Genomic DNA, 17,633 nt, shown 5'->3' with positions numbered 1-17,633 from the left:
CTGGCGTTGACTTTTGGCACGCTGTTGAGTTCTCAAGGAACGGTCGCTTCCTTTGTACTCACCCTCTCGGGCTTTCCTCCGGGCGCTTCCCTTCGATCTTGCGTTTCCGACTCTATCAGATCTTTCCTCGATCCGATTTCCTCGGCGCTTTCCAGGTTTCCGCTTCCGCGTTTCCCTTTCCGGCGGTTCCGACTTTATCAGAAGTTTCTGAGTCGGATTTCCCCTCCTCGGCCGGGCATGGTTCCCGTACCTGAGTCGGCCGGGTGCCCCTTCGGAAGGAGTTGTAAACCTACTGGAGCGGGGCTCCTCGATGCAAATCGAGGAGCCCCGCTCCCAGTTGGCGCCTGCTCAGGCCCGACGGACCGTCAGACCTCCACGACCACAGGCAGGATCATCGGCCGACGCCGGTACGTGTCCGAGACCCACTTGCCCAGCGTGCGGCGAACGAGCTGCTGGAGCTGGTGGGGTTCGACCACGCCGTCCTGGGCGGAGCGTTCGAGTACCTCCGTGACCCGGGGAATCACGTCGCCGAAGGCGGAGTCCTCGATGCCGGAGCCGCGGGCCTGGATGTGCGGGCCGCCGGTGATCTTCCCGGTGGACGAGTCCATGACGACGAAGACCGAGATGATGCCCTCGTCGCCGAGGATCTTGCGGTCCTTCAGGGCCGGCTCTCCCACGTCGCCGACCGAGAGGCCGTCGACGTAGACGTAACCCGCCTGGACCTTGCCGGAGATCTTGGCCTTGCCCTCGACGAGGTCGACGGCGACGCCGTCCTCAGCGATGACGATGCGGTCGTGCGGAACGCCGGTCAGGGCGCCCAGCTCGGCGTTGGCGCGCAGGTGGCGCCATTCGCCGTGCACCGGCATCAGGTTCTTCGGGCGGCAGATGTTGTAGAAGTACAGCAGCTCGCCCGCGGAGGCATGGCCGGAGACGTGGACCTTGGCGTTGCCCTTGTGGACCACGTTGGCGCCCCAGCGGGTGAGGCCGTTGATCACGCGGTAGACCGCGTTCTCGTTGCCGGGGATCAGGGACGACGCCAGGATCACCGTGTCGCCCTGGACGATGCGGATCTGGTGGTCCCTGTTGGCCATCCTCGACAGGGCCGCCATGGGTTCGCCCTGGGAGCCCGTGCAGACGAGGACCACCTCGCTGTCCGGCAGGTCGTCGAGCGTCTTGACGTCCACGACCAGGCCCGGGGGGACCTTCAGGTAGCCCAGGTCGCGCGCGATGCCCATGTTGCGGACCATGGAGCGCCCGACGAAGGCGACGCGGCGACCGTACTCGTGCGCCGCGTCCAGGATCTGCTGGATGCGGTGGACGTGGCTGGCGAAGCTCGCGACGATGATGCGCTTGCGGGCACCGGCGAAGACCTGGCGCAGGACGTTGGAGATCTCCCGTTCGGGCGGGACGAAGCCCGGGACCTCGGCGTTCGTCGAGTCCGAGAGCAGGAGGTCGATGCCCTCCTCGCTCAGGCGTGCGAATGCATGGAGGTCCGTGAGGCGGCTGTCCAACGGGAGCTGATCCATCTTGAAGTCGCCGGTGTGGACCACCATGCCCGCGGGGGTGCGGATGGCGACGGCCAGCGCGTCGGGGATGGAGTGGTTGACCGCGACGAACTCGCAGTCGAACGGGCCGATGCGCTCGCGGTGTCCTTCCGCCACCTCGAGGGTGTACGGGCGGATGCGGTGCTCCTGGAGCTTGGCCTCGATGAGGGCGAGGGTCAGCTTGGAGCCGATCAGCGGGATGTCCGGCTTCTCGCGCAGGAGATAGGGGACGCCGCCGATGTGGTCCTCGTGGCCGTGCGTGAGGACGATGCCCTCGATGTCGTCGAGGCGGTCCCTGATGGACGAGAAGTCCGGCAGGATCAGGTCGATTCCGGGCTGCTCCTCCTCGGGGAAGAGCACTCCGCAGTCGACGATCAACAGGCGGCCGCCGTACTCGAAGACCGTCATGTTCCGGCCGATTTCGCCGAGGCCGCCGAGCGGGGTGACCCGCAGGCCGCCTTCGGGGAGCGGCGGCGGCGGGCTGAGTTCGGGATGCGGATGACTCAAAAGACTCTCCTCACCACACGCGCCACGTACCGGTAGGGCACGTGGCGCGCGTGACGTTCGTGCAGAAGCAGTTGTCGTATGGAGTGGTGCGGGCACCGGTGGCCCGCTTATTCAGTTGTGAAGCCAGTGCGCGGGGGACCGCGCGAAGTCTGATGTCAGAGCTGTACCCCGCCGGCGGCAAGATCGATCTTGAGTTGTTCGATCTCCTCCGGCGCGCACTCGACCATGGGGGCGCGCAGGGGCCCGCCGGGCAGGCCCTTCAGGGCGAGCGCCGCCTTGGTCGTCATCACGCCCTGGGTGCGGAACATGCCCGTGTAGACCGAGAGCAGCTTCTGGTGTATCTCGGTGGCCTTCTGGACGTCGCCCGAGGTGTACGCGTCGACCAGGGCGCGCAGCTCGGGGGTGACCACGTGGCCGACGACGGAGACGAAGCCGACCGCGCCCACGGAGAGCAGGGGCAGGTTCAGCATGTCGTCGCCGGAGTACCAGGCGAGGCCGGAGCGGGCGATGGCCCAGCTCGCCCGGCCCAGGTCGCCCTTGGCGTCCTTGTTGGCGACGATCCGGGGGTGCTCGGCGAGGCGGACGAGCGTCTCCGTGTTGATCGGGACGCCGCTGCGGCCGGGGATGTCGTAGAGCATGACCGGCAGCCCGGTGGTGTCGGCGATGGCCGTGAAGTGCCGGTAGAGGCCCTCTTGCGGGGGCTTGTTGTAGTACGGGGTCACGACGAGCAGGCCGTGTGCGCCGGTGCGCTCCGCCGCGCGGGCGAGTTCCATGCTGTGGTGGGTGTCGTTGGTGCCGACCCCGGCCACGACATGGGCACGGTCGCCGACCGCCTCCAGGACCGCCCGTACGAGATCCCTTTTCTCCGCATCGCTGGTCGTCGGCGACTCGCCCGTGGTGCCGTTGATGACCAGGCCGTCGTTGCCTGCGTCCACCAGGTGGGTGGCGAGCCGCTGCGCGCCGTCGAGGTCGAGTGCGCCGTCCGCCTTGAAGGGCGTGACCATGGCGGTGAGGACCCGCCCGAAGGGGGTCTGCGGAGTCGAGGTCGGAGCCATGGGTTACACGCTACTCGTTGCTCAGAACCGGGTCTGCCCTAGGGGGAGGCGACAAGTCGTGACAAAAGTGGAGCCCGGCACTGCTTGCTCGGGGGTTCAAGCAGTGCCGGACCCGTTTGATCAGGCTAGATGAACTTCTCGAAATGCCGCAATACGGACACTTCGTGCGGCTGAACCGTACATCTGTACCTGATCGGGGAACCGGGGCGCGTCAGGGCGCCACGCGTCCGTTCGCGTTGAAGGCCGCGTAGGTGAGCGGCATGAGCCGGGCCCACTCGGCCTCCATCTTCTCCCCGACCATCTCGATCTCGCGCTGCGGGAAGGACGGGACCTTGGCCAGCTCGTGCTGGGTGCGCAGGCCGAGGAAGTGCATCAGCGAGCGGGCGTTGCAGGTGGCGTACATCGAGGAGTACAGGCCGACCGGGAGGACCGCGCGGGCGACCTCGCGGGCGACGCCGGCGGCGAGCATCTCCTGGTAGGCCTCGTACGCATGACGGTAGGAGTCCTCCATCACGCGGCCGACGAGCTCCTGCTGGGCCTGGGTGCCCTCGACGAAGACGTACTTGCCGGGGCGGCCCTCCTGGACGAGCTTGCGGGACTCGTCGGGGACGTAGAAGACCGGCTGGAGCTCGCGGTAGCGGCCGCTTTCCTCGTTGTACGACCAGCCGACGCGGTGCCGCATGAACTCGCGGAAGACGAAGATCGGGGCGCTGATGAAGAAGGTCATCGAGTTGTGCTCGAAGGGGCTGCCGTGCCGGTCCCGCATCAGGTAGTTGATCAGGCCCTTGGAGCGCTCGGGGTCCTTGTTCAGCTCGTCCAGGGACTGCTCGCCGAGGGTCGAGACACGGGCGGCGAACAGGACGTCCGCGTCGGACGCGGTGTGCTTGACCAGCTCGACGGTCACATCGCTGCGGTAGCTGGGCTTGGGGTCGTCGGCGGGGGTGTCGGTCACGGTTGGCAGGGCCTTCCCATCTCGTCGTGTGGCGACGCCACTCTACGGCCCGGCGGAATCCGTCCGATCGGTGGCGTGCCGCAATGAAGTCGGTGAAACAGGGCACCACTGAGGGAGTTCGTTCGTCTTCAGGGACGAGAGTGATTCGTTCCATCCCCGAAGGGAGAAGCACCCCTGATGTTCGGTCGGCGTGAACCCGTACCGTTTGCCTTTGTTGCTGAGGCCGACAGGTTCCGCAGTAATGTCACTCCCCCACCGCGTGAGCGGCTGTCCGCCGGCCAGATGGCCGGGCGCTGGCTGCTGGGTCTGACCATCGTGGCGGGGCTCGTGGGCTCCCTGGTCATCGGGACGCCCGCGCTGTCGACGGGCGACAACCCGGGCTCGCAGCCCCAGCAGTCGCAGGCGTCGCAGAAGAACTGAGCCGCCGCAGACCGGCGATGACTCCATCCGGCCCCCCGCCAGTGGTGACCGGGGACACAGATCGGTAGCCTCACCGGGCACAGCCCACGCATGGATCGAGTGAGGACCAGCCGTGCCCCTGCCCTTCCTGACGGCCGACCGCGTTTTCGAGGCGACGGACGACATTCCGCTGCCCTACGACGACCGTGACCGCTGGCGGCGGCCGTACCGGCCCGGCCCCTGGCGGGTGGCGGCGGCCGCGCTGGCGCTGCTGCTCGCCTCGTTCGTGCTGTTCGCGGCGGTCATCATCGCGGCGACGGCCGAACCGGCCTCGGCCGGTGTGGTCTTCGGGCTCGCGCTGCTGGTCATCGCCGGGGCGCTGCGGCTGCTGCGCGTGGGTGTGTGGGTGAGCGCGCGCGGGCTGCGGCACGTGGGCTTCCTCACCACACGTACGGCGTCCTGGGAGCAGGTCGCCGCCGTGCGTACGGTGCAGCAGCCGGTGCGCTGGCTGGGGCTGCCCCGGACGGTGCAGGGGCAGGCGCTGCTGCTCGTCCGGCGGGCGCAGTCGCCCGACGGTGGGCCGGCGCTGCTGACCACGCACAACGCGGACTTCCTGGGCCGGGTCGAGGCCTTCGACCGGGCGGCGGACTCCATCGAGGCCTGGGCCGACGAGTACCGCCCGCACTGAGGCCCCCCGGGTGACCCCGGATTCTCATGCCGGAGGGGCCGGACCGCGAACGGTCCGGCCCCTCCGGCATGAGTTCCGGCAGGAGCGGGGTGCGGTTCAGGCCGTCTCTGGCTGCTTGCCGTCGTGCAGGGCGATCGCGCGTTGCATCGCCTTGCGGGCGCGCGGGGTGTCGCGGGCGTCGTGGTAGGCGACGGCGAGGCGGAACCAGGTGCGCCAGTCGTCGGGAGCGGCCTCCGTCTCGGCCTTGCGCTTGGCGAAGACCTCGTCGGCCGAGTCCCGGTCGATCCGCCCGCTGGGCGTGCGCCTCAGTTCGTCGACGGGCAGGCCGCCCTCGGCGTCGAGTTCGGCGGCGAGGGCGTTGGCCCTGCGGACGAACTGGGTGTTCTTCCACAGGAACCACAGGCCGATGGCCGGCAGGATCAGCACCGCCACGCCGAAGGTGACGGTGAGGGGCGTGCCGGTCTCGATGAGCAGGACGCCACGGCTGCCGACCAGGACGAAGTAGACGACCAGGACGGCGGCCGTGAGGGCGTAGGTGAGCTTCGCGCGCATGACGGTCAGGGACTCAGCTCAGGTCCAGGAAGTGTTCCAGGCCGAACGTCAGGCCCGGGACGCTCCCCACACGGCGGGCGCCGAGCAGGATGCCCGGCATGAAGCTGCTGTGGTGCAGCGAGTCGTGCCGGACCGTCAGGGTCTCGCCCTCCGCGCCGAGCAGGACCTCCTGGTGGGCGAGCAGGCCGCGCAGCCGGACGGCGTGGACCGGGACGCCGTCGACGTCGGCGCCCCGGGCACCGTCGAGGGCGGTGGCCGTGGCGTCCGGGGCCGGGGCGGAGCCCGCGTTGCGGCGGGCCTCGGCGATAAGCTGGGCGGTGCGCGTGGCGGTGCCGGAGGGGGCGTCCACCTTGTTCGGGTGGTGCAGCTCGACGACCTCGACGGACTCGAAGTACGGGGCGGCGATCTGCGCGAACTTCATGGTCAGGACGGCCCCGATGGAGAAGTTCGGCGCGATGAGCACGCCCGTCTCCGGGGACTGCTCCAGCCAGCCCTTCAGCTGCGCGAGGCGCTCGTCGGTCCAGCCCGTCGTACCGACGACCGCGTGGATGCCGTGGCGTACGCAGTAGTCGAGGTTGGCCATGACCGAGTCGGGCGTGGTCAGTTCGACGGCGACCTGGGCGCCGGTCTCGGCCAGCGTCTCCAGCTTGTCGCCGCGGCTCAGCGCGGCGACCAGTTCCATGTCCTCGGCGGCCTCGACGGCTCGGACCGCTTCGGAGCCGATCCGGCCCTTGGCGCCGAGGACCGCCACGCGCAGCTTGCTCATCTCTTGTGCTTCCTTCACCAGGGGTTGTCAGGCGACGGCGTCGTGCAGGCGGGCCGCCTGTTTGTCCTTCAGCGGGCCGATGACCGACAGGGAGGGCCGCCGTCCCAGGATCTCGCGGGCGACCGAGCGGACGTCGTCCGGGGTGACCGAGGCTATCCGCGACAGCATGTCGTCGACGGACATCTGCTCACCCCAGCACAGCTCGCTCTTGCCGATACGGTTCATCAGCGCGCCGGTGTCCTCCAGGCCGAGGACCGTGGAGCCCTGGAGCTGGCCGATCGCGCGCCCGATCTCGTCGTCCGAGAGGCCGTGCTCGGCGACGTGGTCGAGTTCGTCGCGGCAGATCTTCAGCACGTCGTGCACCTGCGACGGCCTGCACCCGGCGTACACGCCGAACAGGCCGCAGTCGGCGAAGCCCGAGGTGTACGAGTACACGCTGTAGGCCAGGCCGCGCTTCTCGCGGACCTCCTGGAAGAGGCGGGACGACATGCCGCCGCCGAGGGCGGTGTTCAGCACGCCCAGGGCCCAGCGGCGCTCGTCCGTGCGGGACAGGCCCGGCATGCCGAGCACGACATGGGCCTGCTCGGTCTTGCGGTCGATCAGCTCGACCCGGCCGGCGGTGCGCAGGGCGCGGCGGCCGCTGCGCGGGGCGACGGGCTCGGCGACGGATTCCTTGAAGGCGCCGGCCTTCTCGAAGGCGGCGCGGACCTGGCGTACGACCTTGGCGTGGTCGATGTTGCCGGCGCACGCGACCACGAGGTGAGTCGGGTCGTAGTGCTTCTTGTAGAAGCGGCGGATGCGGTCGGCGGTCAGGGCGTTGACTGTGGCGACCGTGCCGAGGACCGGGCGGCCGAGGGGGTTGTCGCCGAACATCGTGTGCGCGAACAGGTCGTGCACGCAGTCGCCCGGGTCGTCCTCGGTCATGGCGATCTCTTCGAGGATGGCGCCGCGCTCGACGTCGACGTCTTCCTCGAGGATGAGCGAGCCGGTCAGCATGTCGCTGACGACGTCGATGGCGAGCGGCAGGTCGGTGTCGAGCACGCGCGCGTAGTAGCACGTGTACTCCTTCGCCGTGAACGCGTTCATCTCGCCGCCGACCGCGTCGATCGCGGAGGAGATGTCCAGGGCGGACCTGCGGTTCGTGCCCTTGAAGAGCAGGTGCTCGAGGTAGTGCGTGGCGCCGTTGAGCGCGGGCGTCTCGTCGCGGGAGCCGACGTGGGCCCAGATGCCGAAGGTGGCCGAGCGGACCGAGGGGAGGGTCTCGGTGACGATGCGCAGGCCACCGGGGAGGGTGGTCTTGCGGACGACGCCGATGCCGTTGGTGCCCTTGATGAGGGTTTGGGTACGGGCGACGGCCCGCGCCTCCGAGGAGGTGCGGGCCGTCGCCGTCGAGCTGGTCGACGTCACTGGTCGGTGTCGTCCTTCTTGTCGTCGTCGCCTTCGCCCTCGATCACGGGGATGAGGGAGAGCTTGCCGCGCGAGTCGATCTCGGCGATCTCCACCTGGACCTTCGCGCCGACGCCGAGGACGTCCTCGACGTTCTCCACGCGCTTGCCGCCGGCGAGCTTGCGGATCTGCGAGATGTGCAGCAGACCGTCCTTGCCCGGGAGCAGCGACACGAACGCGCCGAAGGTGGTCGTCTTCACGACCGTGCCCAGGTAGCGCTCGCCGACCTCGGGCATCGTCGGGTTGGCGATGCCGTTGATCGTCGTACGGGCGGCCTCGGCGGACGGGCCGTCGACGGCGCCGATGTAGATCGTGCCGTCGTCCTCGATCGTGATGTCGGCGCCGGTGTCCTCCTGGATCTGGTTGATCATCTTGCCCTTGGGGCCGATGACCTCGCCGATCTTGTCCACGGGGATCTTGACGGTGATGATCCGCGGGGCGTTCGGAGACATCTCGTCCGGCGTGTCGATCGCTTCCATCATCACGTCGAGGATGTGGAGGCGGGCGTCACGGGCCTGCTTGAGGGCGGCGGCCAGGACGGAGGCGGGGATGCCGTCCAGCTTGGTGTCGAGCTGGAGGGCGGTCACGAACTCCTTGGTGCCGGCGACCTTGAAGTCCATGTCGCCGAAGGCGTCCTCCGCACCGAGGATGTCGGTGAGGGTGACGTAGTGCGTCTCGCCCTCGATCTCCTGGGAGATCAGGCCCATGGCGATACCGGCGACGGGGGCCTTCAGCGGCACACCGGCGTTCAGCAGCGACATGGTGGAGGCGCAGACCGAGCCCATGGAGGTCGAGCCGTTCGAGCTGAGCGCCTCGGAGACCTGGCGGATCGCGTAGGGGAACTCCTCGCGCGTCGGCAGGACCGGGATCAGGGCGCGCTCGGCGAGGGCGCCGTGGCCGATCTCGCGGCGCTTCGGGGAGCCGACGCGGCCGGTCTCGCCGGTGGAGTACGGCGGGAAGTTGTAGTTGTGCATGTAGCGCTTGCGGGTCACCGGCGACAGCGTGTCCAGCTGCTGCTCCATGCGGAGCATGTTCAGGGTGGTGACGCCCAGGATCTGGGTCTCGCCGCGCTCGAACACCGCGGAGCCGTGGACCCGCGGGATCGCCTCGACCTCGGCGGCCAGCGTGCGGATGTCGGTGACACCGCGGCCGTCGATGCGCTTCTTCTCCTTGATGACGCGCTCCCGGACCAGGGTCTTGGTCAGCGAGCGGTACGCGGCGGAGATCTCCTTCTCGCGGCCCTCGAACTCCGGCAGGAGCTTCTCGGCGGCGAGCTGCTTGACGCGGTCCAGCTCGGCCTCGCGCTCCTGCTTGCCGGCGATGGTGAGCGCCTGGGCGAGCTCGGGCTTGACGGCGGCGGTGAGCGCCTCGAGGACGTCGTCCTGGTAGTCCAGGAAGATCGGGAACTCGCCGGTCGGCTTGGCGGCCTTGGAGGCGAGGTCCGACTGCGCCTTGCACAGGACCTTGATGAAGGGCTTCGCGGCTTCCAGACCGGCGGCGACGACCTCCTCGGTCGGCGCCTCGGCGCCGCCCTTGACCAGCTGGATGGTCTTCTCGGTGGCCTCGGCCTCGACCATCATGATCGCGACGTCGCCGTCCTCCAGGACGCGGCCCGCGACGACCATGTCGAAGACGGCGTCCTCGAGCTCGGTGTGCGTCGGGAAGGCCACCCACTGGCCGTTGATCAGCGCGACGCGGACGCCGCCGATCGGGCCGGAGAAGGGCAGGCCGGCCAGCTGCGTGGACGCGGAGGCGGCGTTGATCGCCACCACGTCGTACAGGTGGTCGGGGTTGAGCGCCATGATCGTGGCGACGACCTGGATCTCGTTGCGCAGGCCCTTCTTGAAGGAGGGGCGCAGCGGGCGGTCGATCAGGCGGCAGGTGAGGATCGCGTCCTCGGAGGGGCGGCCCTCACGGCGGAAGAAGCTGCCGGGGATCTTGCCGGCGGCGTACATCCGCTCCTCGACGTCCACCGTGAGCGGGAAGAAGTCGAGCTGGTCCTTGGGGTTCTTGGAGGCGGTGGTGGCCGACAGCACCATGGTGTCGTCGTCCAGGTACGCCACGGCGGAGCCGGCGGCCTGCTTGGCCAGGCGGCCCGTCTCGAAGCGGATGGTGCGGGTGCCGAAGGTGCCGTTGTCGATGACGGCCTCGGCGTAGTGGGTCTCGTTCTCCACTAGCGTTTTCTCCGTTACTTTGTCGTCTTTCGTCCCGGGCTGCCCGTGTGGCAGGGGGACGGTGGCGGAGAAGCGCTCCGTGCGGTGCGGGCCGGTCTTCGATCGAAGCACCCGGGGCTCGCTTCCCCCCGGGGGCCACTACCGAGGACCGGCGGCGGCTAGGCGCGCTTCCCCTCTTCTTCTTGTCGTGCTGTGTCGTCCGTATTGCGTTGTGCTACCACACTACAAAGCAGCGGTGACACTCCGCACGTACAGCAAAGGGAGCGGTCCCCTTTCCTGCCGGGAACCGCTCCCTTCACGGCGTCTTACTTGGCGCCCGCCGCACCGCGGCGGATGCCGAGGCGGTCGACCAGCGCACGGAAGCGCTGGATGTCCTTCTTCGCCAGGTACTGCAGCAGCCGGCGGCGCTGGCCGACGAGGATCAGCAGACCACGGCGGGAGTGGTGGTCGTGCTTGTGGGTCTTGAGGTGCTCGGTCAGGTCGGAGATCCGACGCGAGAGCATGGCGACCTGGACCTCGGGGGAGCCGGTGTCGCCCTCCTTCTGGCCGAACTCGGTGATGATCTGCTTCTTCGTAGCGGCGTCGAGCGGCACGCGTACTCCTCGTAGTCTGTGATGGCCACCGAGTGCCCCCGGTCTGTGTCTCGGGGGAGCTTCCGTTACTCGGGAGGCGGGGATCCGCTGAGCGCGGCCTCCAGGGCGAGAGCTCGCTCCGGGGGTGCGTACACAAACGGCCGTCGACCAGGGTACCAGGCGGTCAGGGCCGTCTTTGCGCTGGTCCCCGAACCCGCCGGCCGGGGCGGCCCGCGCCACTAGGGTGAGCAGGTTCGGATCGTTCGTACGGCATCCGGACGTTCGGAACCGGTACGTCGGGAAGGGGTCGCTACGGCATGGCGGAGACGGCTGAGGAGATCAAGGCACGCAAGGAGCGGGAGCGGGACGAGCTCTACGCCCTCGACATCTCCGGTGTCGAGTGGCACTGCGCGCCGGGCACCGAGGAGCACGAGGAGCGGGTCGAGATCGCGTACCTGCCCGAGGGGGCGGTGGCGATGCGGTCCTCGCTCGACCCGGATACGGTGCTGCGCTACACCGAGGCGGAGTGGCGGGCGTTCGTGCTGGGAGCGCGGGACGGGGAGTTCGATCTGGAGCCGCGGTCGCACAGCGGGGGCTCGCAGGCGGAGTCCGTGCAGTAGTCGCGGTAGTTGCGGCAGTAGTCGCGCGGAGCGCGACGAGGGGGTGGCGGGCCGGTGGCCGGCCACCCCTCGTCGCGCTTCTTCTTTGTGCGGTGAAGCAAGAGAGTTCGTGGTTCTTCACCGTACTCGCCCTGATTGTTCACCAAAGTGTGTGCTCTGTACGTCACTTCCGGGCAGCTTCAGGGCAGGTTGTGACAGGGCGGACAGGTGCTCGGGGGTGGACGGGCCTGCCGAGGCGGGGCTTGTGGTGATTAGGCTGGGACCGGGCGCGACGCCAGAACCCGTGAGTAGGCGTGGGCGTCCCAGGGGGAGAGCGGGGGAGCCTGGATTCGGACGACCTCGGACGACCCCTTCTTACGCCTCAGAACGACTTCGTACGACGTCGGACGACAAGCAAGGGTCGCCCCAGCACGGCATGAGGGTGCTCGACCAACCAGGAGGAACACTGTGAGCAGCGATCGGGACGGGAACCGCGGGGGCTGGGCGACACCCGGCGATGACCAGCCCGACGCGGAGTCCGCGGCAGAGGTGACGGGCGAGTTCACCATCGACTACGCGCCGCCGGCCTGGTACACGCAGAACGCCTCGGGGAGCTCCAGCTCGGGGCAGGGGGCGGGTACGTCCGAGGACTCCAGTGCTTCCGGGGCGCCCGGGGGTTCCGGGAGTTCCGGGGCGCGTGGGGGTTCCGGCGGGCCGAGCGGGCCGGTTCCGCCGCTGCCGGGGCTCACTCCCCCGCCGCATGCCAATCCTTCCGGTGCGGCGGCGTCCATTCCGAGGCAGGGGTACGGGCAGGGGCAGGGGCAAGGACACGGGCAGGGGCAGGCCGCCGGCTCGGCTCCGGCGTCGGCTCCATCTCCGGCTCCATCTCCGGCTCCAGGGGCGCCTTTCACGCCGCCCGCGCCGCCGCCCGCTCCGGGCGCTCCGTTCACGCCTCCCGCTCCTCCTTCTCCTCCCGCGCCCGCGCCGGGTACGCCCTTCACGCCGCCTCCGCCTGCTGCCGGGGGCCCGTCTGCCGGAGGGCCGGCTGCCGTGCCCCGGCTTCCGGTGGGGTTCGAGCCGCAGGGGCGGACCGAGGCGCCTGCGGCGGATCCGGCCTCTCCTACGGCCGTGCCGAACATCCCCGTCGGCGGGTATCAGGCGCAGTGGACGCCGGCCGCTCCGTCGGAGGGGTCCGAGCCTCCGGCCGCTCCGGCCACTCCCGATGCTTCGGCTGCTTCTGCCGCTTCGGCTGCTCCGGCCGCTCCTGCTTCCGAGGATGCGGAGCAGGAGGACGGTGACCTGGAGAGCGGTGCCACGATGCGGTTCTCCGCCGTCGCCCTGAAGCGGGAGATCGAGGAGCGCGCCGCCGAGGTCGAGGCGCGGCTGTCGACCGACGACGACCAGGACAAGGGCGGGGACGAGGACGGTCTCGCCGTCGCTTCCGGCCCGAGCGACGGGGCGGAGCCGGGTGACGAGTCCGGCGGTGACGTCGAGGACGCTCCCAAGGACGCCGAGGACGAGGCCGACGCCGACGCCGACGCCGATGAGGACGTCTCCTCCGACACGGCCGTCGCGGTTGACGTGGCTGCCGCGCCCAGTGCGGACGGTCCTGCTTCCGACGACGACGCCGACAGCGGGGACGCGGACGCCGCGGTGACCGCACCGGAGGAGGAAGCTCCGGAGGACCAGGCTGCGACTGCGGAGGAAGCCGCTCCGGAGGCGGAGACGGACGCGGCCGTGTCGCAGGATGCCGAGCCTGAGGACTCCGTGTCTGCGGATGCGGTGCCTGCGGAGGAGGCCCCTGCCGATGCGGTGCCTGTCGACGAGGCCCCGGCCGACGCAGCTCCTGCGGACGAGGCCCCGGCTGCTCGTGAGCCGGCCGACGCACAGCCCGCCGACGCACAGCCCGCCGACACCCCGCCCACCGACACCCCACCCATGGGCTCCGAGCCCACCGACGCCGTGCCTGCCGACGCCGTGCCCGCCGACGCCGCTCCCCAGGACGCCGCCGTACCGGGTCCGGCCGACGCCGAGCCCGCCTGGACTCCCCCGGCACCGCAGGCCATGCCGCCGCTGCCGCCGTCGTATCAGCCAGCCGCCCCGGCCCCGGCCAGCCAGTGGCCCGCACAGCCGCAGGCCCAGCCTCAGCCTCAGCCTCAGGCACAGCCCGCTGCTGCGGACCCGAACGCTCCCGCGCAGGGCCAGCCGCCGTTCCAGCCGCAGGCGCCACAGCCCGCACCCGCCGCCTGGAACCCGTCGGCCGCACCGGCGCCGCCGAACCAGCCGCCCACCCAGCCCGGACCGCAGCCCGGCGCCTACGGCTTCCCGCATCCGGGGGCTCCGGCCCCGGCCGCACCCGACGCCCAGGGCGGCTACGGCTTCCCGCACCCGGGCGCCCCCGCGCAGCCCCCGGCCGCCCAGCAACCGCCGGCCCAGCAGCCCAACACCCCGCCCACCCCTGCCCCCAACACGCAGGACGGCTACGGCTTCCCGCAGCCCGGGCCCAACCCCCAAGCCGGTTACGGCTTCCCGCACCCCGGCGCACCCGCCCAACCCCCGGCCGCCCAGCAACCGCCGGCCGCGCAACCCCCCGCCCAGCAGCCGAACACCCCGCCCACCCCCGCGCCGAACGCGCAGGACGGCTACGGCTTCCCGCACCCCGGCGCGCCCGCGCCGGCTGCTCCCCATCCCCAGGGATACGGCTTTCCCCACCCCGGCGTGCCCCCGCAGGGCCAGCCGCAGCCTGAAGGGCAGCCGCAGCCCGTGGACCCGCGGACCGGGGCCGCTTGGCCGCAGCCCATGCAGCACGACCAGCGGCAGCCGACCAACCCGGGTGCCGCGCCGCTCGGTTACACCGCTGCCGTCGAGTTGTCGTCCGACCGGCTGCTCAACAGCAAGAAGCAGAAGGCAAAGAGCAGCCGTCCGGTGGCCGGTGGCGGGCGGTTCAAGATCGGTGGGAAGAAGGAGGAGGCCGAGCGGCAGCGGAAGCTGGAGCTGATCCGCACGCCCGTGCTCTCCTGCTACCGGATCGCCGTGATCAGCCTCAAGGGCGGTGTCGGCAAGACGACCACGACCACCGCGCTCGGCTCCACGCTCGCCACCGAGCGGCAGGACAAGATCCTCGCGATCGACGCCAACCCGGACGCGGGAACCCTGGGGCGTCGCGTGCGCCGTGAGACCGGGGCCACCATCCGTGACCTCGTGCAGGCGATCCCGCACCTCAACTCGTACATGGACATCCGGCGGTTCACGTCCCAGGCTCCGTCGGGCCTGGAGATCATCGCCAACGACGTCGACCCGGCCGTGTCCACGACGTTCAACGACGAGGACTACCGGCGCGCGATCGACGTACTGGGCAAGCAGTACCCGGTGATCCTCACCGACTCCGGTACCGGTCTGCTCTACAGCGCCATGCGCGGTGTACTGGACCTCGCCGACCAGCTCATCATCATCTCGACACCGTCGGTGGACGGTGCGAGCAGTGCGAGTACGACGCTCGACTGGCTGTCGGCGCACGGGTACGCCGACCTCGTCGCCCGGTCCATCACCGTCATCTCCGGTGTGCGCGAGACCGGCAAGATGATCAAGGTCGACGACATCGTGTCGCACTTCGAGACGCGCTGCCGCGGCGTCATCGTCGTGCCGTTCGACGAGCATCTCGCCGCCGGTGCCGAGGTCGACCTCGACATGATGCGGCCGAAGGTGCGGGAGGCGTACTTCAACCTCGCGGCGATGGTCGCCGAGGACTTCACCCGCCACCAGCAGGCACACGGCCTGTGGACCTCCGACGGCAACCCGCCGCCGGTGGCCGCCCCGCCGCTGCCCGGCCAGCAGGTCCCGGGCCAGCCCGTCCCCGGCCAGCCTCCGTACCCCGGACAGCAGCAGCCGGGCCCGTATCCGCAGCAGCCGGGACAGCCCTACCCGCAGCAGCCGGGACAGCCGTACCCCCAGCCCGGCCAGCCCTACCCCCAGCCGGGGCAGCAGCCGTATCCGCAGGCGGCAGGCCAGCCGCCGTACCCGCAGCCGGGGCAGCAGGGCCAGCCCGGGCAGCCGTACCCCCAGCAGCCGCAGCCCGGGCAGCCCCCGGCCGCCCCTCCGCAGCCGGGCTACGGCTACCCGCAGCCGGGGCAGCCCGGCCACCCCGGCCCCGGCCACCCCGGGCAGCCCGACGGGCAAGGTCAGACGCCGCCGCCCCCGCCCCCGTCGCAGTAATCGCCTCACCCGATCGGCCCCTTTCGAGGGGCCGGTCCCCTTCGTGGCCCGCGCCGTTCCCACTCGGCGCGGGCCACGGCGCGTTCGGGACGAAATCCGTTGCCAGGCCCTGGCCAGGGGCGCGTCAGTGGTCTCGACCAATGGCCGTGAAAAGCTCGCCAATTCGTTATTTCCGCAGGCCACAAGGGGTGAACGTGCCGTTGACGGGTGGAGACGGCCGCTGATACACACTCAGCATCCACTGACAGCTGATCAACCCGTCCTTCCCGTCCGAGCGATGACGCGAGGTCCGACCATGGGCACGAAAGATCAGACACGCAGCCTCCCGCGCGGCCTCAGGCTCGTCGCCGTGGCCGGAGCGGCCGCGCTCACCCTCACCGCCGGTCTCGCGACCCCGCTCGACCCGGCGCCCCGGCAGGCCCGGGCGGCCGACGACGGCAAGAAGACGCTGACCGTGGCGGTGGCGCAGAGCGTGGACTCGCTCAGCCCGTTCCTCGCGGTCCGGCTGCTCAGTACGAGCATCCACCGGCTCATGTACGAGTACCTGACGAACTACGACCCGAAGGACAACCACGCCATCCCGGGCCTGGCCACCAAGTGGGAGCCCTCGCCGGACAAGCTGACCTGGAGGTACACGATCCGCTCCAACTCCGCGTGGTCGGACGGCCAGCAGGCCACCGCCGAGGACGCGGCGTGGACGTTCAACAAGATGATGACCGACTCCGGCGCGGCCACGGCGAACGGCAGCTACGTCGGGAACTTCAAGAAGGTGACGGCCCCGAGCCCCACCAAGCTGGTCATCGAGCTGAAGAAGCCGCAGGCCACGATGACGGCGCTCGATGTGCCGATCGTGCCGAAGCACGTGTGGGAGAAGGTCTCGGACTTCTCCGAGTTCAACAACGACAAGAGCTTCCCGGTGGTGGGCAACGGGCCGTTCGTGCTGACCGGGTACAAGGCCGACAGCTACGTCCGGCTCAAGGCCAACAAGAAGTTCTGGCGCGGGGCGCCGAAGTTCGACGAGCTGGTCTTCCGCTACTACAAGGACCAGGACGCGGCGGTGTCGGCGCTGCGCAAGGGCGAGGTGTCGTTCGTCGCCGGTTCGCCGTCCCTGACGCCCGCTCAGGCGGCATCCTTGGAGAGCGCGGAGAACATCAAGGTCAACGACGCCCCCGGACGTCGTTTCTACGCCCTCGCCACCAACCCGGGCGCGAAGGCGAAGAACGGCGAGAAGTTCGGCGACGGCCACCCTTCCCTGCTGGACCAGCGGGTGCGCAACGCGCTGTTCAAGGCCGTCGACCGCAAGGCCGTCATCGACAAGGTGTTCCAGGGTCACGCCGTCGAGGGCGAGGGCTACATCCCGCCGCGCTTCTCGCAGTACTTCTGGAAGCCGTCCGCCGGCCAGAAGCTGACGTACGACCCGGCCGAGGCGGCCCGGATGCTCGACCGGGCGGGTTACAAGAAGAACGGCGACGGCAAGCGCGTCGGCAAGGACGGCAAGCCCATCACCTACCGCGTCCTGTGCCACGCCACCGACCCGAACGACAAGGCGGTCGGCAAGTACCTCCAGGAGTGGTGGGGCGAGCTCGGCATCGGCGTCCAGCTGAACTGCCTGGACAACGTGACCGACCCCTGGCTCGCCGGCAAGTACGACCTGGCCTTCGACGGCTGGTCGGTCAACCCGGACCCGGACTTCGTGCTGTCCATCCACACCTGCGGCGCGCTCCCGGCCACCCCGGAGGAGACCGGCGCGACCGACAACTTCATCTGCGACAAGAAGTACGACGAGCTCTACGCCCGGCAGCTCGCCGAGTACGACCCCGCCAAACGGGCGGACATCGTCAAGCAGATGGAGTCCCGGCTGTACGAGCTCGGGTACATGAACGTCATGGCGTATCCGAACGCGGTCGAGGCCTACCGGACGGACCAGATCGAGTCCATCACGACCATGCCGGCGAAGGCGGGGAACATCTACGGCCAGGACGGCTACTGGAGCTGGTGGTCGGCGGTCCCGGCACAGTCGAGCGGTTCCTCGGACAACGCGTCGTCGACGGGGGTCGTGGCTGGGATCGTCGGAGGTGTCGTGGTCCTCGCCGGGCTGGGCGTCTTCGCGGCGATGCGGCGGCGCTCCACCGCCGAGGACCGCGAGTAGAGCGGGCGAACGGACACT

Annotated in this window: 13 protein-coding genes; 5 read left to right on the top strand and 8 right to left on the bottom strand. The window is 70.1% G+C overall.

Going from position 1 to position 17,633, the window contains the following annotated elements:
* Positions 1–365 precede the first annotated feature (365 nt).
* The 3 genes from ABZ192_RS40650 to thyX all read right to left on the bottom strand — a co-directional run bounded on the left by ABZ192_RS40650 (position 366) and on the right by thyX (position 4,058).
* Positions 366–2,051, bottom strand: coding sequence for a ribonuclease J (locus tag ABZ192_RS40650; RefSeq protein WP_356929495.1), 1,686 nt, complete (start codon positions 2,049–2,051; stop codon positions 366–368).
* A gap of 155 nt (positions 2,052–2,206) precedes the next feature.
* Positions 2,207–3,106: a 4-hydroxy-tetrahydrodipicolinate synthase gene (gene dapA, locus ABZ192_RS40645; protein WP_356929494.1), complete on the bottom strand. Its 900-nt coding sequence runs from the start codon at positions 3,104–3,106 to the stop codon at positions 2,207–2,209.
* 211 nt (positions 3,107–3,317) lie between these two features.
* Entirely contained in the window at positions 3,318–4,058 is a 741-nt protein-coding gene (gene thyX / locus ABZ192_RS40640; RefSeq protein WP_356929493.1) for an FAD-dependent thymidylate synthase, read from the bottom strand.
* Positions 4,059–4,235: 177 nt separating this feature from the next.
* Here thyX and ABZ192_RS40635 point away from each other — a divergent pair, with 177 nt between their 5' ends.
* Both ABZ192_RS40635 and ABZ192_RS40630 read left to right on the top strand, forming a co-directional pair.
* A complete protein-coding gene (locus ABZ192_RS40635) occupies positions 4,236–4,478 on the top strand; it encodes a hypothetical protein (protein WP_356929492.1) in 243 nt (80 codons plus the stop codon).
* A gap of 112 nt (positions 4,479–4,590) precedes the next feature.
* On the top strand, positions 4,591–5,145 hold the full coding sequence (locus ABZ192_RS40630) for a hypothetical protein (RefSeq protein ID WP_356929491.1): 555 nt from the start codon (positions 4,591–4,593) through the stop codon (positions 5,143–5,145).
* A 96-nt stretch (positions 5,146–5,241) separates the two neighbouring features.
* Here ABZ192_RS40630 and ABZ192_RS40625 read toward each other — a convergent pair whose 3' ends face one another.
* The 5 genes from ABZ192_RS40625 to rpsO all read right to left on the bottom strand — a co-directional run bounded on the left by ABZ192_RS40625 (position 5,242) and on the right by rpsO (position 10,676).
* Positions 5,242–5,697 (bottom strand): hypothetical protein, encoded by a 456-nt coding sequence (locus tag ABZ192_RS40625; RefSeq protein ID WP_355861663.1) that lies wholly within the window; start codon positions 5,695–5,697, stop codon positions 5,242–5,244.
* Positions 5,698–5,710: 13 nt separating this feature from the next.
* Positions 5,711–6,463 (bottom strand): 4-hydroxy-tetrahydrodipicolinate reductase, encoded by a 753-nt coding sequence (dapB, locus tag ABZ192_RS40620; RefSeq protein ID WP_274820191.1) that lies wholly within the window; start codon positions 6,461–6,463, stop codon positions 5,711–5,713.
* A gap of 27 nt (positions 6,464–6,490) precedes the next feature.
* On the bottom strand, positions 6,491–7,870 hold the full coding sequence (locus ABZ192_RS40615; protein ID WP_356929490.1) for a pitrilysin family protein: 1,380 nt from the start codon (positions 7,868–7,870) through the stop codon (positions 6,491–6,493).
* Positions 7,867–10,083 carry a polyribonucleotide nucleotidyltransferase gene (locus ABZ192_RS40610; RefSeq protein ID WP_086563210.1) on the bottom strand — a complete coding sequence of 739 codons (2,217 nt, stop codon included), beginning with the start codon at positions 10,081–10,083 and terminating at the stop codon, positions 7,867–7,869. Before ABZ192_RS40610 ends, ABZ192_RS40615 begins: the two co-directional genes overlap by 4 nt.
* A gap of 305 nt (positions 10,084–10,388) precedes the next feature.
* Complete coding sequence (rpsO, locus tag ABZ192_RS40605; RefSeq protein ID WP_003993372.1) at positions 10,389–10,676, bottom strand: 30S ribosomal protein S15; 288 nt, start codon at positions 10,674–10,676, stop codon at positions 10,389–10,391.
* A gap of 296 nt (positions 10,677–10,972) precedes the next feature.
* Between rpsO and ABZ192_RS40600 the strand changes: the two genes are divergently transcribed.
* The 3 genes from ABZ192_RS40600 to ABZ192_RS40590 all read left to right on the top strand — a co-directional run bounded on the left by ABZ192_RS40600 (position 10,973) and on the right by ABZ192_RS40590 (position 17,615).
* Positions 10,973–11,275 carry a DUF397 domain-containing protein gene (locus tag ABZ192_RS40600; RefSeq protein WP_356929489.1) on the top strand — a complete coding sequence of 101 codons (303 nt, stop codon included), beginning with the start codon at positions 10,973–10,975 and terminating at the stop codon, positions 11,273–11,275.
* 447 nt (positions 11,276–11,722) lie between these two features.
* The gene (locus tag ABZ192_RS40595; protein ID WP_356929488.1) at positions 11,723–15,466 is read left to right on the top strand and encodes an SCO5717 family growth-regulating ATPase; all 3,744 of its coding nucleotides are present in this window, start codon (positions 11,723–11,725) and stop codon (positions 15,464–15,466) included.
* A 295-nt stretch (positions 15,467–15,761) separates the two neighbouring features.
* Positions 15,762–17,615: an ABC transporter substrate-binding protein gene (locus ABZ192_RS40590; protein WP_356929487.1), complete on the top strand. Its 1,854-nt coding sequence runs from the start codon at positions 15,762–15,764 to the stop codon at positions 17,613–17,615.
* Positions 17,616–17,633 lie beyond the last annotated feature (18 nt).

The organism is Streptomyces sp. NPDC006235 (assembly GCF_040613735.1).
In the GTDB taxonomy this organism is placed as follows: Bacteria; Actinomycetota; Actinomycetes; order Streptomycetales; family Streptomycetaceae; genus Streptomyces.
Note: the sequence above shows the minus strand (reverse complement) of the source record. Positions and strands in the feature narration are given on the sequence as shown.

Coding starts and splice junctions, on each gene's coding strand:
- dapB (WP_274820191.1), bottom strand. CDS start 6,463: ATGAGCAAGCTGCGCGTGGCGGTCCTCGGCGCCAAGGGCCGGATCGGC.
- ABZ192_RS40590 (WP_356929487.1), top strand. CDS start 15,762: ATGGGCACGAAAGATCAGACACGCAGCCTCCCGCGCGGCCTCAGGCTC.
- ABZ192_RS40635 (WP_356929492.1), top strand. CDS start 4,236: ATGTTCGGTCGGCGTGAACCCGTACCGTTTGCCTTTGTTGCTGAGGCC.
- ABZ192_RS40625 (WP_355861663.1), bottom strand. CDS start 5,697: ATGCGCGCGAAGCTCACCTACGCCCTCACGGCCGCCGTCCTGGTCGTC.
- dapA (WP_356929494.1), bottom strand. CDS start 3,106: ATGGCTCCGACCTCGACTCCGCAGACCCCCTTCGGGCGGGTCCTCACC.
- ABZ192_RS40600 (WP_356929489.1), top strand. CDS start 10,973: ATGGCGGAGACGGCTGAGGAGATCAAGGCACGCAAGGAGCGGGAGCGG.